This window comes from Brachybacterium sp. P6-10-X1, from assembly GCF_001969445.1.
GTDB lineage: Bacteria > Actinomycetota > Actinomycetes > Actinomycetales > Dermabacteraceae > Brachybacterium.
In genome coordinates, this window is sequence record NZ_CP017297.1 from 4,186,846 (window position 1) to 4,212,409 (window position 25,564).

24 protein-coding genes and 2 tRNA genes are annotated in these 25,564 nt (G+C 72.1%); 14 read left to right on the forward strand and 12 right to left on the reverse strand.

All coding sequences use genetic code 11. The annotated features are described in order from the left end of the window. Positions 1-17 precede the first annotated feature (17 nt). The 6 genes from trmB to BH708_RS18645 all read right to left on the reverse strand — a co-directional run bounded on the left by trmB (position 18) and on the right by BH708_RS18645 (position 6,500). A complete protein-coding gene (gene trmB / locus BH708_RS18620) occupies positions 18-830 on the reverse strand; it encodes a tRNA (guanosine(46)-N7)-methyltransferase TrmB (RefSeq protein WP_076810449.1) in 813 nt (270 codons plus the stop codon). After that, on the reverse strand, positions 820-1,248 hold the full coding sequence (locus BH708_RS18625; protein ID WP_076810450.1) for a ubiquinol-cytochrome c reductase iron-sulfur subunit: 429 nt from the start codon (positions 1,246-1,248) through the stop codon (positions 820-822). The genes trmB and BH708_RS18625 overlap by 11 nt, the downstream gene beginning before the upstream one ends. A gap of 126 nt (positions 1,249-1,374) precedes the next feature. After that, positions 1,375-1,941: a peptide deformylase gene (gene def / locus BH708_RS18630; RefSeq protein WP_076810451.1), complete on the reverse strand. Its 567-nt coding sequence runs from the start codon at positions 1,939-1,941 to the stop codon at positions 1,375-1,377. Beyond that, the gene (locus BH708_RS18635; protein ID WP_076810452.1) at positions 1,938-3,116 is read right to left on the reverse strand and encodes a YihY/virulence factor BrkB family protein; all 1,179 of its coding nucleotides are present in this window, start codon (positions 3,114-3,116) and stop codon (positions 1,938-1,940) included. Before BH708_RS18635 ends, def begins: the two co-directional genes overlap by 4 nt. A gap of 94 nt (positions 3,117-3,210) precedes the next feature. Beyond that, on the reverse strand, positions 3,211-5,757 hold the full coding sequence (locus BH708_RS18640; protein WP_076810453.1) for a glycoside hydrolase family 65 protein: 2,547 nt from the start codon (positions 5,755-5,757) through the stop codon (positions 3,211-3,213). Further along, positions 5,754-6,500 carry an HAD family phosphatase gene (locus BH708_RS18645; protein ID WP_076810454.1) on the reverse strand — a complete coding sequence of 249 codons (747 nt, stop codon included), beginning with the start codon at positions 6,498-6,500 and terminating at the stop codon, positions 5,754-5,756. Before BH708_RS18645 ends, BH708_RS18640 begins: the two co-directional genes overlap by 4 nt. A 166-nt stretch (positions 6,501-6,666) precedes the next feature. Between BH708_RS18645 and BH708_RS18650 the strand changes: the two genes are divergently transcribed. Together BH708_RS18650 and BH708_RS18655 are read left to right on the forward strand one after the other, a co-directional pair. Beyond that, the gene (locus BH708_RS18650; protein ID WP_076810455.1) at positions 6,667-7,320 is read left to right on the forward strand and encodes an SRPBCC domain-containing protein; all 654 of its coding nucleotides are present in this window, start codon (positions 6,667-6,669) and stop codon (positions 7,318-7,320) included. A gap of 86 nt (positions 7,321-7,406) precedes the next feature. Then, on the forward strand, positions 7,407-8,720 hold the full coding sequence (locus BH708_RS18655; protein WP_253705404.1) for an MFS transporter: 1,314 nt from the start codon (positions 7,407-7,409) through the stop codon (positions 8,718-8,720). A gap of 280 nt (positions 8,721-9,000) precedes the next feature. Here BH708_RS18655 and BH708_RS18660 read toward each other — a convergent pair whose 3' ends face one another. Next, positions 9,001-9,552, reverse strand: a complete 552-nt coding sequence (locus tag BH708_RS18660; protein WP_076810457.1) for a CarD family transcriptional regulator — start codon at positions 9,550-9,552, stop codon at positions 9,001-9,003. Between the two features lie 387 nt (positions 9,553-9,939). Here BH708_RS18660 and BH708_RS18665 point away from each other — a divergent pair, with 387 nt between their 5' ends. The 3 genes from BH708_RS18665 to BH708_RS18675 are packed head-to-tail and all read left to right on the forward strand — an operon-like array spanning position 9,940 to position 12,849. Further along, a complete protein-coding gene (locus tag BH708_RS18665) occupies positions 9,940-10,611 on the forward strand; it encodes an ATP-binding cassette domain-containing protein (protein WP_076810458.1) in 672 nt (223 codons plus the stop codon). Then, complete coding sequence (locus BH708_RS18670; protein WP_076810459.1) at positions 10,608-12,122, forward strand: hypothetical protein; 1,515 nt, start codon at positions 10,608-10,610, stop codon at positions 12,120-12,122. Before BH708_RS18665 ends, BH708_RS18670 begins: the two co-directional genes overlap by 4 nt. Positions 12,123-12,141: 19 nt before the next feature. Next, positions 12,142-12,849: a bifunctional 2-polyprenyl-6-hydroxyphenol methylase/3-demethylubiquinol 3-O-methyltransferase UbiG gene (locus BH708_RS18675; protein WP_076810460.1), complete on the forward strand. Its 708-nt coding sequence runs from the start codon at positions 12,142-12,144 to the stop codon at positions 12,847-12,849. 85 nt (positions 12,850-12,934) lie between these two features. Here the strand turns inward: BH708_RS18675 and BH708_RS18680 are convergent, their stop codons facing one another. From BH708_RS18680 to BH708_RS18690, 3 genes are all read right to left on the reverse strand, one after another. Then, on the reverse strand, positions 12,935-14,146 hold the full coding sequence (locus BH708_RS18680) for a PLP-dependent aminotransferase family protein (protein WP_076810461.1): 1,212 nt from the start codon (positions 14,144-14,146) through the stop codon (positions 12,935-12,937). A 12-nt stretch (positions 14,147-14,158) separates the two neighbouring features. Beyond that, positions 14,159-14,728: a methylated-DNA--[protein]-cysteine S-methyltransferase gene (locus BH708_RS18685; RefSeq protein WP_083713805.1), complete on the reverse strand. Its 570-nt coding sequence runs from the start codon at positions 14,726-14,728 to the stop codon at positions 14,159-14,161. 91 nt (positions 14,729-14,819) lie between these two features. Beyond that, the gene (locus BH708_RS18690) at positions 14,820-16,391 is read right to left on the reverse strand and encodes an Ada metal-binding domain-containing protein (RefSeq protein ID WP_076810462.1); all 1,572 of its coding nucleotides are present in this window, start codon (positions 16,389-16,391) and stop codon (positions 14,820-14,822) included. 1,015 nt (positions 16,392-17,406) lie between these two features. On the opposite strand from BH708_RS18690, the gene BH708_RS20185 reads away from it, so the two are divergent. From BH708_RS20185 to BH708_RS18705, 3 genes are all read left to right on the forward strand, one after another. Beyond that, positions 17,407-17,844 carry a helix-turn-helix transcriptional regulator gene (locus BH708_RS20185; RefSeq protein WP_253705585.1) on the forward strand — a complete coding sequence of 146 codons (438 nt, stop codon included), beginning with the start codon at positions 17,407-17,409 and terminating at the stop codon, positions 17,842-17,844. Between the two features lie 10 nt (positions 17,845-17,854). Continuing rightward, on the forward strand, positions 17,855-18,289 hold the full coding sequence (locus BH708_RS18700) for a VOC family protein (RefSeq protein ID WP_076810464.1): 435 nt from the start codon (positions 17,855-17,857) through the stop codon (positions 18,287-18,289). 81 nt (positions 18,290-18,370) lie between these two features. Beyond that, positions 18,371-18,544: a hypothetical protein gene (locus tag BH708_RS18705; protein ID WP_253705586.1), complete on the forward strand. Its 174-nt coding sequence runs from the start codon at positions 18,371-18,373 to the stop codon at positions 18,542-18,544. Between the two features lie 19 nt (positions 18,545-18,563). Here BH708_RS18705 and BH708_RS18710 read toward each other — a convergent pair. Next, positions 18,564-18,637, reverse strand: a tRNA-Gly gene (locus tag BH708_RS18710). 137 nt (positions 18,638-18,774) lie between these two features. Between BH708_RS18710 and BH708_RS18715 the strand changes: the two genes are divergently transcribed. Both BH708_RS18715 and tig read left to right on the forward strand, forming a co-directional pair. Further along, positions 18,775-18,848, forward strand: a tRNA-Pro gene (locus BH708_RS18715). Between the two features lie 88 nt (positions 18,849-18,936). Continuing rightward, entirely contained in the window at positions 18,937-20,460 is a 1,524-nt protein-coding gene (gene tig / locus BH708_RS18720; RefSeq protein WP_076810465.1) for a trigger factor, read from the forward strand. A gap of 502 nt (positions 20,461-20,962) precedes the next feature. Here tig and BH708_RS18725 read toward each other — a convergent pair. Next, complete coding sequence (locus BH708_RS18725; RefSeq protein ID WP_076810466.1) at positions 20,963-21,781, reverse strand: NlpC/P60 family protein; 819 nt, start codon at positions 21,779-21,781, stop codon at positions 20,963-20,965. A 490-nt stretch (positions 21,782-22,271) separates the two neighbouring features. Between BH708_RS18725 and BH708_RS18730 the strand changes: the two genes are divergently transcribed. The 4 genes from BH708_RS18730 (at position 22,272) to BH708_RS18745 (ending at position 25,536) form a co-directional block, all read left to right on the forward strand. After that, positions 22,272-22,844 carry an ATP-dependent Clp protease proteolytic subunit gene (locus BH708_RS18730; RefSeq protein WP_076811610.1) on the forward strand — a complete coding sequence of 191 codons (573 nt, stop codon included), beginning with the start codon at positions 22,272-22,274 and terminating at the stop codon, positions 22,842-22,844. 44 nt (positions 22,845-22,888) lie between these two features. After that, positions 22,889-23,590, forward strand: coding sequence for an ATP-dependent Clp protease proteolytic subunit (locus BH708_RS18735; RefSeq protein ID WP_076810467.1), 702 nt, complete (start codon positions 22,889-22,891; stop codon positions 23,588-23,590). A gap of 252 nt (positions 23,591-23,842) precedes the next feature. Beyond that, positions 23,843-25,183 carry an ATP-dependent Clp protease ATP-binding subunit ClpX gene (gene clpX / locus BH708_RS18740; protein WP_076810468.1) on the forward strand — a complete coding sequence of 447 codons (1,341 nt, stop codon included), beginning with the start codon at positions 23,843-23,845 and terminating at the stop codon, positions 25,181-25,183. Beyond that, entirely contained in the window at positions 25,183-25,536 is a 354-nt protein-coding gene (locus BH708_RS18745) for a chorismate mutase (RefSeq protein ID WP_076810469.1), read from the forward strand. Before clpX ends, BH708_RS18745 begins: the two co-directional genes overlap by 1 nt. Positions 25,537-25,564 lie beyond the last annotated feature (28 nt).

The following is a 25,564-nucleotide window of genomic DNA, read 5'->3' on the forward strand; positions in this document are numbered from 1 at the left end:
GCCGAAGTCCGGAGGATCTAGGTGGAGGCGCGTCCGGACTGCCGAGGCACCCGGGTGTACGCGAGATCCCATACTAGACGCCCGGCACCGCGTCCCTTGGCCTCGAAGCTGGTCTTCACACGACCCTCGAATCGTGGTGCCCAGCCGGTTCGGGGTGTCCCCTCCGGTACGGGGTCGCTGCTGTGGTCCCCGGGACGAGGGCCGTCGGGGTGGATCAGCTCGAGCTCCTCGCGGGCGTCGAGGAGGCCGCGCATGTGATGGGCGTACTGGGCCCAGTCCGTGGCCAGGCGGAACTCGGCCCCATCGGCCAGCAGCGGCAGCACCGCATCCAGGAAGGGGGGATTGATCAACCGTCGCTTGTGATGGCGGGACTTGGGCCAGGGGTCGGAGAAGTAGACCCACAGCTGCGCGATGGAGGCCTCCGGCAGCAGGGCGGGCAGGCTGCGCTGGGCATCCAGGGGCAGCAGGCGGATGTTCTCCGGCAGGTCCGCGCGCTCGAGGCGGCTGAGGGTCTGGGCGAGGCCGGGGCGATACACCTCCACGGCCAGATGGTCCCGCTCGGGGTGCTCGACGGCGGCCGCGGCGATGTTCTCGCCCAGGCCGCTGCCCACCTCGACGACGAGATCCGCGCGGCGGCCGAAGACCTCCTCGAGGTCGAGGGAGGCCTCGGCGCCCGGCACGGTGTCGCGCTCACCGCGCGCCGGATCGAGCACGTACCGCTCCGACCAGCGGTCCCAGGCCTTCTGCCGGCCGGGAGAGAGCCGCTCGCCGCGCCGGACGAAGGAGACGATCTCACGCGGCGGCTTGGGGGAGCGGCCGTCAGCCGGCACGGCGGACGGCCCCGTCCTCCACCATCACGTCGACCTCGGGCAGGTGTCGGGTGGCCGGGCCGGCCAGCACCTCGCCGTTCTCGGCGTCGAACTTGGAGCCGTGGCACGGGCAGTCCAGCTCGTCCTGGATCTGGCTCAGGGCACAGCCGTTGTGGGTGCAGTAGCCGGAATAGGCGGTGAGGTCGTCGCCGGTGCCGCGGACCAGCAGCACGAAGGGCTGCTGACCACCGAAGTTGACCATGGTGCTGGCGTTCTCCGGGATCTCGTCCAGAGGGACCGAGCCCTCGTCGGCGCGGAGGGGCTCGGGATTGTTCGAACCCCCCTCCTGCGGTCCGCAGGCGGCCAGGGTGCCCGCCCCCGCTGCGGATGCGGGCAGCAGGAGGGCGTGACGACGAGAGAGGCACGGACGGCGTTCCATGCCCCCAGGGTAGCGATCATTCCCTGGTGGTGCCGCTTCCCGATACCGGGCTGTGACGGTCCGGACGTGGCGGCCCGCCGCGGGGCGCGGGTGGTCGCGCCGGGGCTGAGCCCGTCGGGCCGCGGCTCAGACGTCCGCGGCCTCGATCTGCCGCGGGTCCCAGGTGCGCAGACCCCCGGCCCGCCAGCCGCGTGCCGTCACCGCGTCGAGGGCCTCCCGCCGGCGCGCAGGCGTGAGGCGGTCGAGGTAGAGGGTGCCCTCGAGGTGGTCGACCTCGTGCTGCAGCGCCCGGGCGAGCACCCCGCCGGTGTCCTCGACGACGACCTCCTGCCCGTCCAGGTCGATCCCGGTGACCCGCGCCCCGCGGTGGCGGGCGGCGGGGAAGCCCTCCCCGGGCACCGACAGGCACCCCTCCAGGGTCTCTTCGTCGAGCTCGATCCCGCCGAAGCGCTCCAGGCGCGGATTGAGGACCACGCCGCGCTGCTCGATGCCCTGGACGTCGGTGCAGGAGTAGACGAACAGCCGCCAGCGTGCGCCGACCTGAGGGGCGGCGAGACCCGCCCCGTCGGCCGCGTCGTTCGTCTCGAACATGTCCGCGACGAGGGTGCGGATGTCCTCGGTCACCTCGCGGACGCGGCGGGTGCGCTGTGCGAGGGCGCGATGGCCGACGATCGTGATCGGGCGGACGCTCATGCGACGGGGTCTCCTGTGTTCGAGGGGGCGGGAGGATCGGGCGGCCCGGCGGGATCCTCGGGCTCGGGACCGGAGAGGGCGCGCTTCTTGGGCGGGTTCACCGCCAGCGGATTGCGGGCGTCGACGATCCACGGACCGCGCGCCCGATGCAGGCTCTCCCCGTCCCGCGCGGCGCCGGCCACTTCTCGGCTGAGCTCCTCGGCCTCGGCGGCATCCCGGGCCAGGAAGTCCAGGGTGTGCGTGGCATGGGAATCCAGCACGATGTGGTCCCAGGCGGACAGTCCGCTCGCGATCTGTCGGGCCCGCAGGAACTCGGCATCCAGCGCCGCACCCGTGACGATGACGATATTGGCCAGCCACAGCAGCAGCAGGATCGCGATCAGCCCGTTGAGCACCGTCAGCACCTCGGTGACGCGCGTCGCGTACACGAGCAGGCGTCCGGCCGCGACGGCGGATCCGAACATCACCAGCACCGACAGGACCGACCCCAGGGACATCAGCCGGTAGCGGGGCAGGCGCACGTTGGGGAACAGATAGTAGGCCAGGGACACGCCGATGATCAGGATCACCAGCAGGATGGGCCACTTCACCAGGTTCCAGGCGTTGAAGGCGATGCGGGGGATGCCGATGAAGTCGCCGATGCGCTGGGAGGCCTCGCCGCCGACGATGATCATGCCCACGGCCAGCAGCACCACCGCCACGATCAGCACCGTCTCGCCGAACACGATGGTGCGGAACCACAGGAACGGCCGGCCCTCCCGGGTGTCGTAGACCCGGTGCAGCGCGCGGTGGAACGCGGCGACCCCGTTGGAGGCCGACAACAGTGAGCCGACGGTGCCCAGCGCGAGCCCCAGCAGACCGCCGTTGCTCGTGGTGACCGCGTGGATGGCGGTGAGGAACGGGCGCGGGTCCAGGGTCGGGAAGATCTCCTGGAACATCCCCGACAGCGCCTTCAGGGTCTCGGCCTCGATGCCGATCAGGGACATCATCGACACCGCCGCGACCGCGCCCGGGAACAGCGAGAGCACCAGGTAGAACGTCATGGTGCCCGCCACGTCCCACACCTGGATGTCCAGCAGGCGCATCCGGACCCGGTTCAGGACGTGCAGGATGCTCAGCCGGGGCCGGGGGTACTCGACCACCGGCTTCGGCCGACGGGGGCGGGATGAGGTCACCGTGCGCTCGTGCTCCGGGCTGTGGAGGAAGGTCAGGACGCCCGGAGCCTATGCCACCGGGGCACCGGATGCCGGGATCAGGCAGGGGTCGGGGTCAGGCTTCCTCGATGATGTCGTCGGGATCGGTCAGGGCCGGGTACTCCCAGGGGTCCTCGGGGTCCTTGGGGACGAACGAGGTCATGATCGAGCCGTCGGCTCGCTGGTCGCCGAGGCCGACGGGGGAGGCCAACACCGCATCGTCGAGCACGGGGCCCTGATCCGGCAACGGCACCGAGGTGCCTGCGGCGGTCACGAGCACGTTCTGTCCGCGCACCGAGACCTCGAACTCGCGTCCGCTGACGAGTGTGAGGATGATCTCCTCACGCAGCAGGCGGACACGGATGCGGGAGCCGCGCACCGTGAGCGGGAAGGACAGCTCCGGCCAGTCCTCGGGCAGGCGCGGGTCGAAGGAGAGCCGCCCCTGATCGTGCCGCATCCCGCCGAATCCGTGCACCAGGGCGTTCCACACCCCGCCGGCGGAGGCGATGTGCACCCCGTCGGCGGTGTTGCCGTGCAGGTTCCCGAGGTCGACGAACAGCCCGGCCCGAAAATAGTCCAGCGCGGCCTTCTGGTGGCCCACTTCGGCGGCCATGATCGACTGCACCACGGCCGACAGCGAGGAGTCACCGGTGGTGATCGGGTCGTAGTACTCGAAGTCCGCGCGCTTCTCCTCGGCCGTGAACTCGCTGCCGCGCAGGAACAGGGCGAGCACCACATCGGCCTGCTTGAGCACCTGGAAGCGGTAGATCACCAGCGGATGGAAGTTCAGCAGCAGCGGGAAGACGTCGTCGGGGGTGCTGGAGAGGTCCCAGACCTCGCGCTCGAGGAAGCGGTCCTCCTGGAGGTGGATGCCCAGGGCATCGTCCTTGGCGACGTACATGCCCTCGGCGCAGGCGTCCCACTGCTCGAGCTCGAGTTCGTCCAGGTCGAGCTCGGCCTGCAGCACCCGATAGGCGTCCTCGTCGGCCTCCCGCAGCTCGCGCACCGCCCGCGCCGCCCGGCGCAGGTTGTGGCGGGCCATGACGTTGGTGAACATGTTGTTGTTGACCACGGTGGTGTACTCGTCGGGCCCCGTCACCCCGTTGATGTGGAAGCTGGCGTCCCCGCTGGCCGTCAGCCGCCAGAATCCCAGGTCGGCCCACATCCGGGCGGTCTCGGTCAGGACCCGCGCCCCGTCACGATGCTGGAAATCGACATCGCCGGTGACGTCCACGTACTGGGCGAAGGCATAGGCCACGTCGGCGTTGATGTGGTACTGCGCGGTGCCCGCCGCGTAGTAGGCCGAGGCCTCGTCCCCGTTGATGGTGCGCCAGGGGAACAGCGCCCCGCGCTGATTGAGCTCTCGGGCGCGCTCGCGTGCCTTGGGCAGCAGGTTGCTGCGGAAGCGCAGCGCGTTGCGGGCCCACCGGGGCTCGGTGAACGTCAGGAAGGGGACGACATAGACCTCGGTGTCCCAGAAGTAGTGGCCTTCGTACCCGGAGCCGGTCAGCCCCTTGGCGGGGATGCCCCATTGATCGGAGCGGGCCGCGGCCTGGGCGAGCTGGAACAGGCACCACCGGGTGGTCTGCTGCTCGACGGGTCGGCCCGGCAGCTGCACGTCCGAGCGCTCCCAGAAGTCGGCGAGGTAGTCGCGCTGATCCTGGAACTGGGGTTCGAACCCGTCGGCCCGCACCCGGTCCAGCGTGCGTCGGCAGCGGTCGAACAGCTCGCGGTGGGGGACCGAGCGGGAGGAGTGGTAGGAGACCGCCTTGCGGACGGTCAGTGATCCGCCCTCCTCGAGGCGCGCGCGGAAGACCTGCCGACCGCGGTCCTCGCTGGTCTCCACCAGACGCTCGACCTCGGCGTCCGATTCGACGCTGTGATCCGCGCCGACGGCGAGGGTCATGCCCGAGGTGGCCACCCGGTAGCCCAGCAGCATCCGCCGCTCGCTGTGCCAGTTCTGGAGCGGCTCGAGCACCCGATGGGTGAAGGCCGTGGCCCGGCGCGGGTCGTCGGTATCGGTGATCGGCGCCCCGTCCACGCCGCGCCCGTAGTCGTCGGTGATGTCCTGACGGTTGATGATCTGGGAGGAGACCGCGATCGGGGCGGAGCCGTCGAGCATCGTGACCCGCAGGGTCATCAGCGCCAGGTGTCGCTGGGTGAAGGAGACCAGGCGAGAGGTGGAGACCTTCACGCGCTTGCCGGCCGGCGTGCGCCAGATCAGCTCCCGGCGCAGCACGCCCTCGCGGAAGTCGATCCAGCGCTCGTACTCCACCAGGTCCGCGATCGACAGCAGCAGCGGTTCGTCGTCGACGTACAGCTTCATGACGGTCGAATCGGGCACCGAGATCATGGTCTGCCCGGTGCGGGCGAAGCCGAAGGCCGATTCCGCGTGGTTGATGCGCCAGGTCTCGTGGAAGCCGTTGAGATAGGTGCCGTGGCTGTGCACGTCCCGGCCCTCCGCCGGGGTGCCGCGCATCCCGAGGTATCCGTTGGCGGTGCTGAACAGGGTCTCCATCAGACCCAGGTCCCCGCCCGGGCGGGATTCCACCAGCCGCCACTCGTCCAGCGGCAGGCGGGTGCGGTCGACGGGGTCGGCGGGCAGCGAGCGCAGGCGGGTCACGCGATCTCCTCCAGGTCGGACACGACGAGGGTGGCACCGGCGGCGGCGAGCGCATCGGCCCCGACGCCGCGGTCCACCCCGATGACGGCGCCGAACGCGCCGTCCGCCCCGGCGCGGACCCCGGAGACCGCGTCCTCGTAGACCACCGCGTCACCGGGGTCCACGCCGAGCTGGTGGGCGGCGTGGAGGAAGGTGGCGGGGGACGGCTTGCCGGGAAGTCCCTCGTCGGCGGCGACGTTCCCGTCGACGACGTGCTCGAACCGCCCGAGCAGTCCGGCGCCGCGCAGCACCTCCTCGGCGTTGCGCGAGGAGGAGACGATCGCGAGACGGGAGCGCCGGGGCAAAGTGTCGAGATAGGCGAGGGTACCCGGATACGGGGCGACGCCCTCGGTCCGGATCAGGGACAGCACCAGGTCGTTCTTGCGGTTGCCGAGCCCACGGACCGTCTCCTGCCCGACCGGTTGGTCGCCGGCGTCCTCGTCATCGCCCTCGGGCAGCTCGAGGCCGCGGGAGGTCAGGAATGCGCGCACCCCGTCGTAGCGGGGTCGACCGTCGACGTGGGCGAAGTAGTCCTCGTCGGTGTAGGGATCGACGATCCCGCGCCCGGCGAGGAAGGCGTCGAACATGTCGGCCCAGGCGCGCATGTGGACCTCGGCGGTCGGCGTGATGACGCCGTCGAGGTCGAACAGATGAGCGGAGAAGGCGGATGGGTCGAAGGCGGCCTCAGCAGTCACGCGTGCCATCGTACGGCGAGGTCCTCGCCCGACGGGCGCCGGGCGCCCGTCCCCAGCCGCTCCCGCCCCGTGGCGCCGGATGCGCCGGTCGACTAGTCTGCCAGCGTCCGCCCCCGCAGCGTCCGCCCCGCACGGCCGCGCCGGCGCGGAACTGTCCGACCCTGCCGAGGAGAAGATGGCTGCCAGTCAGTCGCCGACCGTGGTCGATGCCGTGCGACGCGAGCTCGAGATCCAGGACCAGGACGTCGACGGGCGCCCCGTGGTGCGCACGACCGCGACCTTGACCACGAACGTCGCCCGGTCACCTGCCCAGCTGTGGCCGCTGCTGACCGATCCCGCACGCCTGGCCGACTGGTTCGGGCCGGTCACCGGTGACCTCCGCGAAGGCGGACGCTTCGTCGCGCCCGATGCCCACGGGACCGTGCTCCGGGTCGAGCCGCCCCATCTGCTCTCGGTGACCTGGGAGCAGCACGGCGCCGTCGACCCCCTGGTGATCCGTCTGGACCCCGAGGACGACGGCACCACCTCGCTGCGCCTGCGCTACACCACGCTCAGCGACCGCGAGCGGTTCGAGTCCTTCGGACCGGGCCTGCGGGCGGTGGACTGGGAGATCGCTCTGCTGGGGCTCGCCGCGGCCGCCGACGGCTGGCGCACCGTGTGCATGACCGATGTGCCGACGCCGACCCCGGCGTGGTTGGCCGGACCCGACGGACGCGACCTGCTGCGCGCCTGGTCGGTGCGGTGGGCGGCCGAGGCCGTCGCCGCCGGGGTCGAGGAGGACACCGCCCGCCAGGGGGAGCGGGCGACCACGAGCGCGTACCTCGACTGAGCGACCGGCAGCGCTGCGGTCACCCCCGGTGTCCGCCCGCCGGGAAGTGTTTGCCCGGGCTCACTATCCGGTGACAGACTCGCTCGGTGACCACCCCCGAGCCCGCCTCTCCCTCCGGGAGGTCGAGGCCCGCGACACAGGTGCTGTGGTCCCTGGCTCCCTCGGTGTACGTTCCCAGCCTGCTGGAGTTCTCCGGACTGGCGGCCCTGATGCCGGTGATCCCGCTGCTGGCCCTCGACCTCGGCTTCAGCGCCTGGCAGGCCGCGGCGCTGACGACGATCTTCGGCCTCACCTCGTTCCTGGGACCGATCCCGGCCGGACGCCTCATCTCCCGGATCGGGGCACGCAGCGCCCTGGTGGCCACCGGGTGCCTGCTGGTGGTCGCGAACGTGATCGCCTTCGTGGTGCTCACGCCGGCGGTCCACGACGGGCCCGCCCCCGTCCACCGCGTCGCCCTGGTGGTGCTGCTGCTGGTGATGGCCACGAACACGCAGGTGTGGCAGCTGGGGCGGCAGGCCTACCTGGGCACGGCACTGCCGCCGATGATGCGGGCGCGCGGGATGACGCTGTTCGGCGGGGTGATCCGCATCGGACAGGTGATCGGTCCGCTCCTCGGCGCGGTGGTCATGGCCACCGGCTCCGACACCGGGGTGTTCCTGCTGTTCGCGGCGACCGCAGCCGCCGCCACCGTGATGATCGCTGTCTTCCTCCCTCCGGGGGAGGAGCAGGCGGGCCCGACGCGACCGCGCGGGCAGCGTCCGCCCCGCAGTCCGGCGCGGAGGGTGCTGAACCGTGCGGTGCTGGCCCGGATGGCGGTCGTCGGCCTCGGCATCACGCCGGTGATGATGGCGCGGGTGAACCGCCCGGTGATCGTGCCGCTGCTGGGCGCGGCGCTGGGGCTGGACTCGGTGTGGATCTCGATCGTGTTCGGCGTCAGCGCCGTCCTCGAGATCCTGCTGGTGATACCGGCCGGCACCCTCATGGACCGCCATGGTCGTGCCGCCGTGGCGGTGCCGTGCGCAGTGCTGATGGGGGCCGGTTACCTGCTGCTGGCGATCCTGGGAACCGCCTGGGCCGGGCAGGGGCAGAACCTCGCACTGCTCGCCCTGCTGGTGCCGAGCCTGTTGATCGGGATCGGCAACGGCCTGGGATCAGGGATCGTCATGACGCTGGGGATCGACGTGTCCCCGGTGCACGAGCGCACCCGCTACCTCGCCTGGTGGAACACGATGCTCGGGGCGGGGCGCCTCGCGGCACCGCTGGTCGTCACCGGGGTCGCCGTGTTCGCCCCGATCACCGTGGCCGGGGCTGCGATGGGGGCTCTGTGCCTCGTCGGCGGAGCCTGGTTGTCGCGGGTCCTGCCCCGGGTCACGCCGTCCGGAGGGACCCGGGCGCGGTGAACCGCGGCGGGATGCGGCGATCAGGTGCCCGCAGCGCCGGGGAAGGTCAGGACGCGGAGCGGCCCGGCCGCCTTCGCGCCCTCTGACGCACCGCGGGTCCGCACCCCTTGCGCGCCGCGGGTTCGCATCCTCTGGCGCTCTGCGAGCAGGCTCCGCCGAATGGGGCGGAGCCTGCTGAGACGACGCCGGTGGATACGACCGATGCCGCGGGCGGCTCGTGGTCCCTGCTGTCCGCGGCCGCGGGAAGCGGACGCCCGACGCGCCCGGGGCAGGGAAAGGCTCAGGCGGCGTCGCCGGGGGCGCCGGCCGCGACCGCGCGCTCGGCGGTGTCCTGCAGGAGGAGGTCGGCCTGCTCGATGGTGATCGAGCGCGTGATCGCGATCTCCGCGGCGAGCGGGGCGATCGCCTGCTTGAGCAGATTGCGCTCCGCCAGGCTGGAGGGCGTCCCGCCCGAGTCGCCGAGGATGCTGCGGATGACTCCGATGCGATCCGAGATCCGTCCCGACTGCAGCTGCATCGTCAGGGACTTGATCCGGTGGGCCCAGGAGGGCTTCTTCGCCGGCGGCTCGATCGGCTCGACGAGCTGGACGAGGAGGTCGGCGATCTCCTTCTCCTCGAGCACGGCGCGCAGTCCGATGACGTCCTTGCCGTCGGCGGGCACGGAGATCCGCATCTCGTCGCCGATGACCTCCATGTCGACGTACTCCCGCTCGGTCCCGCGGACGGTGCGGGTGCAGGTGGAGACGATGCGCACCGGACCGTGGACCGGGTGGGTGAGCACCTCGCCGGGGGTCGGGGCAGCGGAGTCGACGGACGCGGTGGCGACGGACAAGGGAAAACCTCCTGGACGAACCTGTGCGCCGCCGGTACCTCGGGCCCGCCAGGGCCAGGGCGGCCGCGCTCCGGGCCGCGACGACCCGGATCGGGCGCGGCATCGAGGGTTCGGAGACGGCTCGAGTGCTGCTCGACCTGCAGGAACAGGGTGGCAACACCTACGACAGCGCTGTCCTATGATCTCATGGATCTGACATGATATCTAGAGGGTGACGTTTCCGGTTGCATCACATGGCCCGGTCGACGGGCGGACACCTGCCCCGGCCCCCGGGCGGACACCTGCCCCGGTCCCCGGGCGGGACCCGCTGCGGGAGGCCGACGGCCGCCGGCGAGGAACAGACCGAAGTCGGAGGTCCGCGGGCGGCCCCGCGAGGATGATGAGGGGATGAGAACCTCCGCAGCGCGCCCCGAGGCGAAGGACCGCGTACCCGTCCGCTTCGAGGGCGTCGGCGTCGTCCTCGACCAGAACGTGCTGCTGGGGGAGGCGACCGGTCGTGCGGAGGCGGGGGAGGTGCTGGCCCTGACCGGTGCCAACGGGTCCGGCAAGACGACGCTGCTGCGCGTGCTCGCCGGTCTGCTCGAGCCCACCGAGGGCACGGTGCGCATCGAGGGCCGACGTCCCGATGACCGCGACCGGGCCTTCCGCACGGCGCTGGCGGCGCTGATCGGGCCGCCGCAGACCGCGCGCGATCTCACCGTCGTCGAGCATCTGCAGTTCATCGGCGCCACCTGGGGCACCGAGGCGAAGGCCGCCCGGGCCCGGGCAGGGCAGCTGCTCGAGGAGCTGCAGATATCCCACCTCGGGGGTCGCTTCCCCCACGAGCTCTCCAGCGGGCAGTCGCAGCTGCTCGCCCTCGCGCTCACGCTGGCCCGCCCCTGCAGGGTGCTGCTGCTGGATGAGCCCGAGCAGCGCCTGGACGCCGACCGCCTGGGCCTGGTGATCGCGGCGATCCGGTCCCGCGCCGAGTCCGGCAGCGCCGTCGTGCTCGCCAGCCACAGCCCCCGTCTGCTCGAGGAGCTCACCGACTCCCGCCTGCACCTTCAGGAGCAGCGGTGAACGGTTCGCTCGGTCCGGTTCGGCAGGTGTGGGCGCAGCGCGCCGAAGCCCGGACGACGACGGACGTGCTGTACCTGGTGTACGTGGCCGTGCTCAGCCTGCTGATCTTCGGGACCACGGGCCTGCGGGCGGCGGCCGACGCCCTGACCCGTCCCGACGTGCTGCCGGTGCTGCTCCTGGACCGGGCCCCGCAGATCAGCACCGCGCTCGCCCTCGCCGGGGGAGCGACGCTGCTGCTGCTCGGTGCCGTGCGCGGCCCGGCCCTGCTCTCGCCGTTCTTCACCGCGACGCTGGCCGCGAGCGGGATCCCGCGCCGCCGGGTGCTCTGGCGCCCCGTCGCCCGGGCCCTGGCCGCGCTGGTGCTGGCCATGATCGTCCCCGCCGCGCTGATCGGTGCCATCCTGGCCACCGCCGGACACGTGGGCACCGGGGCCGTGATCCGGTTCGTGCTGGCGGCCGCCGGGACCGGCCTGCTGCTGTTGGTGGTCTGGTTGCTCGGCCAGCTGCTGGGCGACGCCGCGCGTCGTCTCCTCGCCGGGGTCCTCGCCGCTGCCGCGGTCGCGGCAGCGCTGCTCCCCACCGGCCTCGGAATCGGGGGAGCGTACCCGACGTCCGAGGGGCACGCGGGGGTCTGGGCCGGAGGCCCGCTGGCGCTCGGGGCCCTCGCCATCGGGGCGTCCGTGCCGCTGCTGGATCGGCTGCGCGGAGCCGTGCTCCGGGAGCAGGCGATCCGCTGGGACTCGGCGACCACGGCGGCGACCAGCATGGACGTGGCCGGCGCCGCGGGGCTTCTACGAGCCCTGCCCAGCACAGGTCGCCGTCTGCGGGCGGTCGGTCCGGGCCCGCTGGCGGTGCTGTACGCCCGACGCGACGCGATCGCCTGGCTGCGCAGCCCGGACCGGCTGGCGACCGGCGTGCTCGGCGCGCTGGCGGCCGGGGCTGCCCTCGCCGGGGCCACGCTCCTGACCGGGCCGCCGGCGTGGTTCGTGGTGCTCGTCGGCTCCCTCGTTCTGTGGTCCGCGAGCGGGGCCTTCGTGGACGGCATGCGCCATGGCGTGCACACGCTCGGGGCACCGCAGCTTTTCGGCCAATCCGCCGGAGGTCAGGTCCTGCTGCATGCGATCGCCCCGCTGCTGGCGCTGATCGTGCTCGGGGCCGTCGGCGGCGGCGCGGTGGGGCTCCTGGCGGCCGACGGGACGAGAGCCGCGCTCGGGGCCGTTCTCCTGCCCGTGGTGATGGCGCCGGTGCTCGTCGCGGGCCGAGCCCGGGATGCCGCCAAGGGACCGATGCCGCTCGCGCTCAGCACCCCGATGCCCACGGCGCAGGGGGACCTGTCGGTGGTCACCATGTTCGCCTGGCAGTCCGATGCGGTCCTGCTGGCCCTTGCGGGCGGGGCCGTCCTGGTGGCCGTCGGCCCGCTCGGCGCGGCCTGGACGCTGGGGGCCGCCGGCGCCCTGACCGCGCTGATGATCCTGATGACCCGGGGGCGCCTGCGCTCCCTGCGCTCGTGACGAGGGAAGGACCTGACAGATGGACATCCGCACCACGCCGAACCCTCTGATCCGCTGGGCGGGGCGCGCCCTGGGGACCCTGAACGCCCGACATCCGTGGAACCACAACGACCACTTCCATCCCTGGGTCCTGGGCGCGCTGCCGAGGCCGACCGCCCGGGTGCTCGACGTCGGGTGCGGACGCGGGGAGCTGCTGGCCGCCCTGGCCGGGACCGCGGGAGAGGTCGACGGGATCGACGCCGATCAGGAGATGGCCTACCTCGCCGCCACCCGTTTCCAGGACGTCCCGCACGTGCGCGTCCGCCGTCGCACCCTCAGCGAGCATGCCGCGCGTCCCGAGCTCGTCGAGAGCTACGACGCGATCACGATGATCGCCTCGCTGCACCACATGCCGCTCGATGCCGCGCTCGCCGAGGCCCGACAGCTCCTGCGCCCCGGCGGGCGACTGCTGGTGGTCACGCTGACCATGCCCGTGGGCGCGCCCGACCAGGCCTGGGACGTCGTGAGCGCGCTGACCAATCCACTGATCGGACTGGTCAAGCACCCGCAGGCGGTGCGTGAGCCGGGCCCTGAGAGACCGCAGCCGATCCGGGACCCGGCGTGGTCGATCGCCGAGCTGCGCGAGCAGGCCGCGGCCCAGCTGCCCGGCGCGGTCATCCGGCGGCGGGAAGGGTTCCGCGTGACCCTGCGCTGGCAGAAGCCCGGGACGAGCGCACCGGAGTCATGAGGTCGCTGACGACGCGAGGGTGATCCCTCGTGTGGGGGATGGGCCTGCGCGGAGCGGGCGCCACCTCCCGGGATGCCCCGGCGCGTCAGTGCCGTCGGTGCTGGGCGATGACCTGTCCGAGGCGCGCGACCGCATCCGCGATGACCGCGGGGGAGTGCGTCACGAAGCTCAGGCGCATGGTCGAGAGATCGGCCTGGTCGGCGTAGAAGGACCAGCCCGGCAGGTAGGCGACACCGGCGGCGACCGCCTCGGCGAGCATCCGTTGGGCGTCGTAGCCCTCGCCGAGCGCGGCCCACAGGAACATGCCGCCGTCGGGACGGGTCAGATGGGCACCGTCCGGCAGCACCGGCGCGATCGCGGACGCCATCGCATCGCGCCGTTCGCGATAGACCGCGCTGACCCGCGCGATGTGCGCGTCGAGATCGGCGGTGGCCAGGTAGCGGGCCACCGTCAGCTGGTCCACCACGGAGGACTGCATCGAGATCGCGGCCTTGGCGACGGCGAGGGTGTCGAGGATCGAACCCTCGGCGCGGATCCAGCCGATACGCACGCCGGGGCTCATCAGCTTGCTCATGGAGTTCAGCAGCAGCGTGCGCTCGCCCATCCCCGGCAGGGACGCGATCGGTGCCCAGGTGCTGCCCGTGAAGCTGAGCGCCCCGTACGGGTCGTCCTCCACGAGGGGGACGCCGGTGCGCAGCAGGACGTCGGCGACCGCCTGCCGCCGGGCGACGGGCATCGTGCGCCCCGTGGGGTTCTGGAAGGTGGGGATCAGGTACACCATCCGCGGGTGATGGGTGCGGATCGCCTCCTCGAGCGCTTCGGGCACCACGCCGTCGTCGTCCGTGTCGACGCCGATCATGCGGGCGCCGTGCACCGCGAAGGCCTGGACGGCCGCGAGATAGGTGGGGGACTCCACGAGCACCACGTCACCCGGCTCCAGCATGGCCTCGGCGACGACGAAGAGCCCCTCCTGCGAGCCGGAGGTGACCCGGATCTGGGAGGCGTCGGTGGGCAGATCCCGCGAGAGCCGACGGGCGGCCTGTTCGCGCAGCTCCGCCTCACCCTCGCTGACCCCGTACTGCAGGGCCCGGTGGCCCTGGTGGGTCAGCACCCAGTCGTAGCAGGCGGCGACGTCCTCGAGGTCGAACAGCTCCGGGTCCGGGATCCCCCCGGCGAAGGAGACGACGTCCTCGCGGGCGGCGAGGGCGAAGATGTCCTTCAGCGGCGAGGACTCCATGCCCGCGTAACGGGCGGCGACGGGGAAGCGGTACGGCTCGGAGGGAAGGGGCATGGTCATCGGCCTATCGTGTCACGCGCTCAAGGCACCCTCGAGGACCAGCAGTGCCTGTTTCGTCTCGATCCCGCCCGCGTAGCCGGTCAGCGACCCGCTGGTCCCCAGCACCCGGTGGCACGGCACCACGATCGAGAGGGGGTTCGAGCCGACCGCCGCCCCCACCGCCTGGGCCGCTCGAGGACGGTCGAGCTCCTGGGCGATCCGGCCGTAGGTGGTGGTGGTGCCGCGCGGGATCGCCAGCAATCGCGCCCAGACGGCCTGCTGGAACGCGGTGCCGCGCGGGGCCAGCGGCAGATCGAACTCCTCGCGTTCGCCGGCCAGGTAGGCCAGCAGCTGCTCCTCGGCGGCGTCCAGCAGAGGATCCGTCGCCGCGGCAGGCTCCCCGAGCCGCTCGAGCGCCGGGAAATGGGTCTGCTCCTCGCGCCAGATGCCGATGACGGCATCGCCGTCGGCGGCGAGCACGTAGGTGCCCAGCGGGGTGGGGAGTCGGCGGTGCCGCGGCCCCGGCGCGGGCGGCTCCCCGGCGTGCGGGTGGGTCGTGTGCGGGTGGGTCGCGTTCGGGGGCGGGGTGGGCGTCGAGGTCATCTCGGGGATCCTTCCAGGGGTCGGGAGAGGGGCGATGGATGCGGTCGGAGAGGGGTCGGGTGCGGTCGGTGAGCAGCAGCGGCGTCTCCCATCAGCGGGACTCGGACGCGCCGCGCAGCGAGGCCTGGTGCTGCCACAGATGGGCGGCGGCGTAGGAGCGCCACGGGGAGGCGGCCGCGAGCGCGCGGCGCAGGGCGGCGTGGTCGTCGGCCAGGCCGAGATCGCGGGCCGCCCCGAGCAGGGCGGCGTCCCGGGCCGGGGCGACGTCGACCGCGCGGACGCCGCGCAGCAGGACGTAGTCCGCGGTCCAGGGGCCGATGCCGTGCAGCGCCAGCAGACGCTCCCGCAGCTCGTCGACGCTCCCGGCCAGGGGCAGGCCCTGCTCGTCCTCGGCGATCGCCGGGACCGCGGAGACCAGGGTGTCGCGGCGGGCGCGGGGCCCGCGGAACCACTGCGACGCCGCGGCGGCCGCCGCGGCGGGATCCACGGGCGCGCGGTGCACGCCGGCCAGATGCAGCGGCACCGGCAGCGCGGCGCCCAGCAGATCCGTGGCCCGGCTGATCTGCTCGCGAGCCTGCGCGGTGGTGATCTGCTGTCCGGTGATCGCCCACAGCAGTGCTTCGGCGAGGCTCGGCGTGCCCGGCAGGCGCACCCCCGGCCGCGCCGTGAGCACGGGGGCGAGAGCCGGCAGGGCGGCGGTCAGCCCGGCGTCGATGCCGACGGGGTCCGCGTCGAGGTCGAGCAGTCGTCGCAGCAGGGCGATCGCTGCGGCATGATCGCGCAGATCCGCCAGGCGCATCGTGACCGGCAGCGCCCCGTCGGCACCGAGATCGACCTGCACCACGGCCGGCCCGTGAGGCAGCTGCACGGCCCGGGTCCAGACCAGGCCGGCGACCTCCTCGACGCCGGGTACGGCCCGGTGGGCGAACCAGCCGGCGAGGCCGGCGCCGTCGAAGGGCCGACGGACGGCCAGACGCGCCGTGACCTCGGCGCTGTCCACGACGTGCGCGGAGGCCGCAGGGGCGGAGGAGCTCGCGGTCGTCGCACGGATCGCAGGGGTCGCGGCGCCCGACGCGCCGTCGGGTGCGCGGTGCACCCGGTCTCGCTCGCGGACCACCGAGGGGGCGTGGCCGAAGACCTCGGTGAAGGTCTCGTGGAACTGGCGCTCGCTGCCGAAGCCGGCCGCATGCGCGATCCGTGCCAGCGGCAGCGTCGAGCCGACGACGAGCTCCCGGGCGCGTCGGGCCCGGCGCAGGCGCGCATGGGCGAGGGCTCCGGCCCCGGTGGCCGCGATCAGAGCCCTGTGCAGGGTCCGCTCCGAGACCGCCAGATGACGGGCGAGAGAGGGCACCGTCCCCCCGTCGTCGAGGGCGCCCGCGTCGATCAGTCGCAGCGCCCGGCCGGCCAGTGAGCCCTGCGGATCGTCGTCGGGGCTCCCGGGCGGGGCCAACGGCCCGCAGCGCTTGCAGGCGCGATAGCCGCCGGCGACCGCCGCCGCGGCCGAGGTCACGAAGTCGACGCCGCCGCGCTGCGGCGTGCGCGCCGGGCAGGAAGGGCGGCAGAAGATGCCGGTGGAGCGCACGCAGGTGAAGAACATCCCGTCGAAACGGGTGTCCCGGGCACGGATAGCGGCATAGCGCTCGTCATCGGTCATCGTGGTCATGCATCCAGTGAACCGCGTCGCGGCCTGCGGCACCAGCGGGAAACGGACAGCGCGGCCGGGAGGCGCCGTCAGCTCGGTCGGCATGGTCACGTCGGCCGGTGCACGGACGACCTGGCGCGAGGGACGGCCGCGGACGGAGAATAGGACGATGGGGACGTTCGGGACGCCGGGGCCGACGACGGCCGGGTCGCACGATGCCCTCGTGGAGCGTTTGCGACGCGCCGGCTGCGTCTTCGCCGAGCAGGAGGCGGAACTCCTCGAGCAGGCCGCCTCGGATCCGCAGGAACGGGAGCGGATGTGCGCCCGCCGCGAGGCCGGGGAGTTCCTCGAGCACGTGATCGGCACCGTCGACATCTGCGGGGAGAAGCTGGCCGTCGGCCCCGGGGACTTCGTGCCGCGCCAGCGCACCGCGCTGCTGATCGAGGCGGGGATCGCCGAGGCGCGGCGTCGGCGTCGGCCCGTCGTCGTCGAGGCCTACTGCGGCGTGGCCCCCGTCGCCGCGCTGATCGGACGGCGCGTGTCCGGCGCCCGCGTGCACGCGTCCGACTGCGACCCCCGCCCGCTCGTCCACGCCCGCGCGAACCTCCCGCCCGGGGCCGGGGTGCACCCCGGCAGCGGTCTGGACGCGCTGCCGACGGCACTCGAGGGCACCGTGGATCTCCTGGTCGCCGTCCCTCCGTACGTTCCCGCCAGGCAGTGGGACCTGATGCCGCGCGAAGCGCGGGAGCACGAGCCGATCTCCGCCCTCGTCGCGGGGCGGGACGGACTCGAGCAGGTCCGGCACCTGCTGACCGAGGCACCGCGCTGGCTCGCCCCCGGCGGGGTGCTGCTGATCGAGATGCATCGCGACCAGGCACCGCCCGCGCTCGCCGCCGCCGGCCGGGTCCGTGCCTACGCGGAATGCGGATCCGTGGCCGGGGAGGACGGGGAGACCGTCCTGGTGCGCGCGAGGACGCCGGTCTCCGCTGCGGCCTCCGCGCCGATCCCTGCCGCGGTTCCCGCTCCGTCGGACGCCGTGAGATCCGTCCTGCCGGGCCCGGCCCCGGACCTCGTGCTGCTGCGGAGGGTGCGGGACCGGATCGACCGCGACCACGCCCAGCCGTGGGATGTCGAGATGCTCGCGCGCTCCGTGCACCTCTCCGGCGGGCACCTCAGCCGCCGCTTCCGGGAGGAGTACGGGGAGTCGCCGTACTCCTACCTCATGACCCGGCGGATCGAACGGGCGATGGCCCTGCTGCGGCACACCGACCGCTCCGTCACAGACATCTGCACGGCCGTCGGCTTCTCCTCGCTGGGCACCTTCAGCACCCGCTTCAAGGAGCTGCTCGGGGTCTCGCCGTCGGCCTACCGAGTCCGGGGCGCCGAGGTGCTGGACTCGATGCCGCCGTGCATCGCACGGCGCGTGACCAGACCGATCAGGAATCGAGAAGCGGCGCCGCCGGGCGGGGTCTAGATTCCGGGGTATGACACAGACACCCCGCTCCGCCGCCACCGCCTGCTCGATCCACTCCAGCTTCCTGCCTCACACCGACGCCGACGCCTCTCTCGCCTTCTACCGCGACGTGCTCGGATTCGAGGTGCGGCTCGACGTCGGCGGCGGACGGATGCGGTGGATCACCGTCGGTCCGGCCGGGCAGGACACCGCGATCGTGCTGCACCCGCTGTTCGAGGGCAACGGGATCACCCCCGAGGAGAACGCGATGCTGGCGGGGCTGATCGCCAAGGGCTCCTACTTCGGGGTGAACCTCGCCGCCGACGACCTCGACGCGACCTTCGCCGCCCTCGAAGCGGCCCGAGCCGACATCGTCCAGGAGCCCATCGACCAGGACTACGGTCTGCGCGACTGCGCCGTCCGCGACCCCGCCGGCAATCTCCTGCGCATCCAGCAGAACGCCTGATCCTCCGGCACGAACGGCCGGCTGACCGAGCGGGAGCTGGACGTCCTGCGTCTGATCGCCGAGGGGTACGGCGATCGGGAGATCGCGGGACTCCCGCACCTGGCGGAGGGGACGGTCAAGAAGCACTCCTCGACGATCCTGCAGAAGACCGGGGCGCGATCGCACCCAGGCCGTGCTCCGGGCGCTCCGCGACGGGACCCTGGAATGAGCCGCACCCCGAGGGGGCCCGACGCAGAAGAGCCGCGACCCCGATGAGGGGCCGCGGCTCTCGCGCTGGAGCGGGCGACGGGAATCGAACCCGCGTAATCAGTTTGGAAGACTGAGGCTCTACCATTGAGCTACGCCCGCGGACCGCACCATTGAACCAGATCAGCGACGCGATGGCACATCCGCAGTGGGCCAGCAGACATGGGTCTGCTCACAGGGTGCCTGCGCGATTCAGGCGCGCGGCAGGGGGAACGGGTAATATCCCCTGGGTTGCCCTCCGGGGTGTAGCTCAGCTTGGTAGAGCACCCGCTTTGGGAGCGGGAAGTCGCAGGTTCAAATCCTGTCACCCCGACTCCGTCTCCGGGTCGCCACCGTGTGCGAGCTCCGAGGCGTCCGTGAGAACAGACCATAGACCGACCATCCACAGGGAGACCTGACCAGTGAAGACCGAGTCCGAGAAGCTCAGCCCCACCCGGGTGAAGCTCACCGTCGAGGTGCCCTTCGACGAGCTGCAGCCGGCCGTCGAGACCGCCACGAAGAAGATCGCCGACCAGGTGCAGATCCCCGGCTTCCGCAAGGGCAAGGTCCCCTCCCGCCTGGTCGAGCAGCGTTTCGGTCGCCCCGCGATCATGCAGGAGGCCGTCAACGACGCGCTTCCCGACTACTACCAGCAGGCCGCCGCCGAGGCCGAGATCAAGCCCGTGGGCCGTCCTGAGGTCGAGGTCAGCGAGATCCCGGGCCTGGACGGCTCCTCCGAGGGGAATCTCGTCTTCGTCGTCGAGCAGGACGTGCGCCCCGAGATCGACCTGCCCGAGTTCTCGACCCTCGAGGTCGAGATCGAGGAGCCCACCGTCGACGACGATGCCGTCGAGGTGCGTCTGACCGAGCTGCGCGAGCGATTCGGCACCCTGGTGGGCGTGGACCGCCCCGCCGAGGACCGGGACTTCGTCTCGCTCGATCTCGTCGCCACCATCGAGGGCGAGGAGATCGAGACCGTCGAAGGGGTGTCCTACCAGATCGGTGAGGGCAACATGCTCGAGGGGCTGGACGAGGCCCTGATCGGCCTCTCCGCCGAGGAGACCACCACCTTCACCTCGAAGCTCGCCGGTGGCGATCGCGCCGGCGAGGAGGCCGAGGTCAAGGTCACCGCGCAGTCCGTCAAGGTGCGCGAGCTGCCCGAGGCCGACGACGAGTTCGCCGAGATGGCCTCCGAGTTCGACACCGTCGACGAGCTCAAGGACGACCTGCGCGCCCAGGCCGCCGCCGACGCCGAGGGCAACCGCGTGGCCCTGGCCCGCAACGCCCTGCTCGAGAAGCTCCTCGACGAGCTCGAGATCCCCGTGCCCGAGCAGCTGGTCCAGGACGAGATCAACGCTCACCTCGAGAACGAGGGCAAGGAGGAGGGCGACCCCCACGGCGAGGAGATCCGCGAGGAGACCACCAAGGCCGTCCGCGCCCAGTTCCTGTTGGACGAGATCAACGCGACCCGCGAGGTCAGCGTCGAGCAGGACGATCTCATGAACTACATGACGCAGCTGTCGGCGCAGTACGGCGTCGAGCAGAACCAGCTGCTGCAGATGCTGGCCCAGTCCGGCCAGCTCGAGCAGATCTTCGGCGAGGTGCAGCGCTCCAAGGCACTCGAGGTCGTCCTGGCGGACGTCATCGTGAAGAACGCCGCCGGCGAGACGCTGGACCTGGGCCTTGAAGCCCCGGAGGAGGAGGCGTCCACGGACGCGCCCGAATCCGACGAGGCTGCGGCCGAGGCCGAGCAGGCCGACGCGCCGGCCACGGCCGAGCAGGCCGAGGAGCCCGCCGCCGAGGAGAAGCCGGCCAAGAAGGCCCCGGCCAAGAAGGCTTCGGCCAAGAAGGCTCCGGCGAAGAAGGCCGACACCGAGGAGAAGCCGGCCAAGAAGGCTCCGGCGAAGAAGGCCGATGCCGAGAAGGCTGACGACACCGAGGCGTGATCCTCGTGCCCGGCCCCGACGCCGGGTGAATCATCGACGGGCCGTCGCCCCCTCGCGGGGCGGCGGTCCGTCGGCATGCGCGGGGGAGTTGGAGCATCGAGGGCGAGGGCGAGGGCGAGGGCGAGGGCTGGGGCGCGGGCCGCCGTGTCAGGAGCCGGATCAGCAGTGTCGGCCGCTGCAGTCGCGTACTCGGCGAGCCCACCGTCGCGTTCGCGTCGCTTCCGGGGCTACGGAGCGACAACTGAGCAATGGTCGAGGCTGCGGCGTCGCGTGCACAGCAGCGTCACTGCTCGCGGTGGTGGTGCGTGAGGTGCCCTGGTCGTCGACACCGGCGGCGATGTCCCCGCCACGAGACCCCGCCGACACGAGGACGCCGCCCATGCCGCCGGCTCGTGCGAGGTGGGGTCCGACGCACCGTGACCGGGTTCGAGGCCGCCGCGGCATGCACGAAGGCCCGGTCTCCATGCGGAGACCGGGCCCTCGTCGACCTGTGCTGGGCGGATCAGCGGTAGGTCACGAAGCTGGGGTTGCCCCAGAGACCGCGCTCGACGACCACCTGCTTGGAGCCGGAAGCGTCGATGATCTGGCCGTCGCCGGCGTAGATCGCGACGTGGCCGGGCCAGGCGACGATGTCGCCGGGCTGGGCCTCGGACTGCGAGATCGAGCGGCCGCCGTCGGCGATGGCGCCGCTGGTGCGCGGGATGTCGATGCCGGCCGCCTCGTAGGCGTAGGTGACCAGGCCGGAGCAGTCCATGCCGCTGAGGCTCGTGCCGCCCCAGCTGTACGGGGTGCCGATGGCGGACCGGGCGGAGTCCACGATGGAGCCGGCGCTCGAGGAGGCCGGGGCCGGGGCCGAGGTGCCGCCGGAGGGGACGGAGGAGCTGCCGTTGAGGGAGCCGAAGGTCTCCGGACCGACCACGCCGTCGACCTGCAGGCCGTTGGAGGCCTGGTAGTCCTTGACCGCGGAGAAGGTGCGGGGGCCGAAGATGCCGTCCTCGGCGAGGCTGGCGCCGTGGTCGTTCAGCTCGTCCTGCAGGTCCACCACGGTGGAGCCCTCGGAGCCCCAGCGCAGCTTCTCGCTGGTGTCCAGCTGGGACGTCGCGACCGGGGTGGCCGGCGCGGCCGGGGCGGTCTGTGCCGAGGGGGCCGCAGGAGCGGGGGAGGTGGCCGGAGCGGCCTGCGCGGCGGAGCCCGCGAACGCGGTCCCGACCAGGACGCCACCGAGGACGGCGGCGCCGCCGAAGCCGCGGGCTGCGCGCTGGGCGTGGTGGGTCGGGAGCTGGGCGCGTCCGATGGTGCGGTGCGTATTGTGCTGGGCCATGATGTGCGGATCGTTCCTTCCGTTCCCGGCGCGGGAGGCCAGGGACTACCTGCTTGGTGAATGACCACCGCTGTCGGGGCGATCGTCGTCGGGGCGATGGGAAACACCGTAGGAGGGCTTCGGCGCCAGGTCGCGAGGCTTGGAAGAGGTCGGCACGGAACTTGACGGGGTTTTTGCTCGATCACGGGTCCACGTGACCAGAACCCGGCCGAGCTTGACGCTGCCGAGGGTGGGAAGACACACGGGAAGGTGGGCGCCCAGGCCGCGGTGGACGGGCGGAGACCTCCGCGATGCACGCTCGGTGACGCGCCCCCGCCCGTGCACCCTCTGCGATGCGCCCTCGGCGATGCGCCTGCGGCGAACAGTGCACCGCAGCTTCCGGCGCAGGCAATAGAGTCGACGCATCGACGGATACCGCTACCTAGGAGACCTTGTGACCTCTCAGAGCATCCAGCCCCCCTCGCCCCGCGCTGCGGTCGGCGACGCCCCGATGGGATTGGACGACAGCGTCTACCAGCGCCTGCTGCGCGATCGCATCGTGTGGCTCGGCTCCGAGGTCCGCGACGAGAACGCCAACGCGATCTGTGCCAAGATCCTGCTGCTGGCCGCCGAGGACCCCGAGAAGGACATCTACCTCTACATCAACAGCCCCGGCGGCTCCATCACCGCGGGCATGGCCATCTACGACACGATGCAGTACGTCCAGCCGGACGTCGTCACGATCGGCATGGGCATGGCCGCATCGATGGGCCAGTTCCTGCTCTCCTCCGGCACCAAGGGCAAGCGCTACGCCACCGCGCACACGCGGGTGCTGATGCACCAGCCGCTCGGCGGTCTCGGCGGCACCGCCACCGACATCAAGATCCAGGCCGACCTCATCCTGTCCATGAAGCGCCAGCTCGCCGAGCTGATCGCCGAGCAGACCGACAAGAGCGTCGAGCAGATCACCGAGGACTCGGACCGGGACCGCTGGTTCACGGCGCCCGAGGCCCTCGAGTACGGCTTCATCGACAAGATCGTCACCGGAGCGGCGGACGTCACCGGCGGCGGCGGCACCGACTGACCGCCCCGGACGCACCCCCGACCCGTTTCGAGCAAGGAGACCCCGTGACTTTCGATCCCCGCACCATCGGCGCCCTGCCGACCGCCCAGGCCGGCCGGATGGCCCCGACGGCCCCGCTTCCGACGTCCCGCTACGTGCTCCCGCAGTACGAGGAGCGCACCGCGTACGGCATGAAGCGCCAGGACCCGTACACCAAGCTGTTCGAGGACCGCATCATCTTCCTCGGCGTGCAGGTGGACGATGCCTCCGCCGACGACGTGATGGCCCAGCTGCTGGTCCTGGAGTCCCAGGACCCCGACCGTGACATCACGCTGTACATCAACAGCCCCGGCGGCTCCTTCACGGCGCTGACCGCCATCTACGACACCATGCAGTACATCAAGCCGGAGATCACCACGGTCTGCCTCGGCCAGGCGGCCTCGGCCGCCGCGGTGCTGCTGGCCGCCGGCTCCCCGGGCAAGCGCCTGGCGCTGCCGAACGCCCGGATCCTGATCCACCAGCCGGCCATGGGCGGCGAGGGCGGCGGCGGTCAGGCCTCCGACCTGGAGATCCAGGCCAATGAGATCATGCGCATGCGGGAGTGGCTCGAGACCACCCTCGCCGAGCACACCGGTCGCACCCCGGAGCAGGTCAGCACCGACATCGAGCGCGACAAGATCCTCACCGCGGCCAGCGCGCTCGAGTACGGGCTGGTCGACCAGGTGCTGGAGTCGCGCAAGGCGCCGCGGCGGCCGATCTCCTCGTGAGGGCGCGCCGCAGCCGGAGGAATGCTCCCCGGTGCGCGGCTACCGCAGCTGCCCCGGCGGCCCCTCGCCCCGCTGTGCGCGGGACGGGGGGTCGTGCGATGCGGCTCGGCTGACTCGGCGGCGCCCAGCAGGGCCCGCCTCCCGCGGCGGGCGGTGCGGGCACGGTACCGTGGAACGGTCCGCGGCTCCCGGGTCGACAGCCCGGGGCGGACGACGAACGCACTGATGGTGGCCCGACGAAAGGACACGGAGATGGCGCGCACGAGCGATGGGGCCGACGTGTTCAAATGCTCCTTCTGCGGGAAGTCGCAGAAGCAGGTCGAACGTCTGATCTCGGGCCCCGGGGTGTACATCTGCGAAGAGTGCATCGAGCTGTGCAACGAGATCATCGCCGAGGAGATCCAGGCCGCGCAGCCCGCCGCCGAGGAGCACGCCCCGCTGCCCACCCCGCAGGAGATCCACACCTTCCTCGGCGACTACGTCGTGGGTCAGGAGCCTGCCAAGCGGGCCCTCGCGGTCGCGGTCTACAACCACTACAAGCGCGTGCGGGCGCAGGAGGGTGAGGATGCGCCCGCGTCGGCAAAGAGCGCCGCCGAGACCCTGGCGGAGGAGACGGACGGCGACCGCGACGAGATCGAGGTCGCGAAGTCGAACGTCATGATGGTCGGCCCCACCGGCTGCGGCAAGACGTACCTCGCCCAGACTCTCGCGCGCATGCTCGACGTCCCCTTCGCGATGGCCGACGCCACTGCCCTGACCGAGGCCGGCTACGTCGGCGAGGACGTCGAGAACATCCTGCTCAAGCTGCTGCAGGCCGCCGACTACGACGTCAAGAAGGCCGAACGCGGGATCATCTACATCGACGAGGTCGACAAGATCGGTCGCAAGTCGGAGAACCCCTCGATCACCCGCGACGTCTCCGGCGAAGGCGTGCAGCAGGCGCTGCTGAAGATCATCGAGGGAACTGTCGCCGCGGTGCCCCCGCAGGGTGGGCGGAAGCACCCCCATCAGGAATTCATCCAGATCGACACCACGAACGTGCTGTTCATCGTGGCGGGCGCCTTCGCGGGCATCGAGGACATCATCGGCTCCCGGATCGGCAAGCGGGGCATCGGCTTCGGCGCCGAGCTGCACACGCCGCTCGAGCAGGAGGCGATCTACGCCAAGCTGCTGCCCGAGGACCTGTTGAAGTTCGGCCTGATCCCGGAGTTCATCGGTCGCCTGCCGGTCATCACGAGCGTGTCGAACCTGGACCGCGAGGCCCTCATCCGGATCCTCACCGAACCGCGCAACGCGCTGGTCAAGCAGTTCCAGAAGATGTTCGCCCTGGACGGGGTGGAGCTCGACTTCGAACGCAGCGCCCTGGAGGCGGTCGCCGAGCGCGCGATCGAGCGCGGCACCGGGGCGCGCGGCCTGCGGGCGATCCTGGAGGATTCGCTGCAGGAGGTCATGTTCGACGTCCCCTCCCGCAGCGACGTCGTCAAGGTGGTCATCACCGAGGGCGTCATCACCGAGGGTCGTGCCCCGCTGATGGTCACCGGCAAGGACGGCGACCGCGAGGTCGAGCCCTCCCGTCAGGACCGGTCCGCCTGATGGCGCCCGACCGCGCGGAGGACGACCGCGGCAGGCATGACCGCGGCGATGCCGCACGGGCCCGCGAGCTGCTGGCCCAGGAGCGTCGCAGCATCGACAACATCGACGCCGCGCTCGTCCACCTGCTTGCCGAGCGCTTCGCCCACACCCAGCGCGTCGGCGTCTTGAAGGCCACCCACGGCCTGCCGCCCGCCGATCCCACCCGCGAGCAGGAGCAGATCGAGCATCTGCGCTCCCTGGCGGACACCGCGGGCCTCGACCCCGTCTTCGCCGAGGCGTTCATGCGCTTCATCGTCACCGAGGTGATCCGCCACCACGAGCGGATCCGCGAGGAGGGGGCCGCCGGGTCCTGAACCACGGCGGTGGGCTGGTAACCTGGAT

What these genes read in the sequence shown, in the direction of transcription:
- BH708_RS18625 (WP_076810450.1), bottom strand. Translation starts at nt 1,248, where the DNA reads ATGGAACGCCGTCCGTGCCTCTCTCGTCGTCACGCCCTCCTGCTGCCC.
- def (WP_076810451.1), bottom strand. Translation starts at nt 1,941, where the DNA reads ATGAGCGTCCGCCCGATCACGATCGTCGGCCATCGCGCCCTCGCACAG.
- BH708_RS18645 (WP_076810454.1), bottom strand. Translation starts at nt 6,500, where the DNA reads ATGGCACGCGTGACTGCTGAGGCCGCCTTCGACCCATCCGCCTTCTCC.
- BH708_RS18650 (WP_076810455.1), top strand. Translation starts at nt 6,667, where the DNA reads ATGGCTGCCAGTCAGTCGCCGACCGTGGTCGATGCCGTGCGACGCGAG.
- BH708_RS18665 (WP_076810458.1), top strand. Translation starts at nt 9,940, where the DNA reads ATGAGAACCTCCGCAGCGCGCCCCGAGGCGAAGGACCGCGTACCCGTC.
- BH708_RS18675 (WP_076810460.1), top strand. Translation starts at nt 12,142, where the DNA reads ATGGACATCCGCACCACGCCGAACCCTCTGATCCGCTGGGCGGGGCGC.
- BH708_RS18680 (WP_076810461.1), bottom strand. Translation starts at nt 14,146, where the DNA reads ATGACCATGCCCCTTCCCTCCGAGCCGTACCGCTTCCCCGTCGCCGCC.
- BH708_RS18685 (WP_083713805.1), bottom strand. Translation starts at nt 14,728, where the DNA reads ATGACCTCGACGCCCACCCCGCCCCCGAACGCGACCCACCCGCACACG.
- BH708_RS18690 (WP_076810462.1), bottom strand. Translation starts at nt 16,391, where the DNA reads ATGACCACGATGACCGATGACGAGCGCTATGCCGCTATCCGTGCCCGG.
- BH708_RS18700 (WP_076810464.1), top strand. Translation starts at nt 17,855, where the DNA reads ATGACACAGACACCCCGCTCCGCCGCCACCGCCTGCTCGATCCACTCC.
- BH708_RS18725 (WP_076810466.1), bottom strand. Translation starts at nt 21,781, where the DNA reads ATGGCCCAGCACAATACGCACCGCACCATCGGACGCGCCCAGCTCCCG.
- BH708_RS18730 (WP_076811610.1), top strand. Translation starts at nt 22,272, where the DNA reads ATGGGATTGGACGACAGCGTCTACCAGCGCCTGCTGCGCGATCGCATC.
- clpX (WP_076810468.1), top strand. Translation starts at nt 23,843, where the DNA reads ATGGCGCGCACGAGCGATGGGGCCGACGTGTTCAAATGCTCCTTCTGC.
- BH708_RS18745 (WP_076810469.1), top strand. Translation starts at nt 25,183, where the DNA reads ATGGCGCCCGACCGCGCGGAGGACGACCGCGGCAGGCATGACCGCGGC.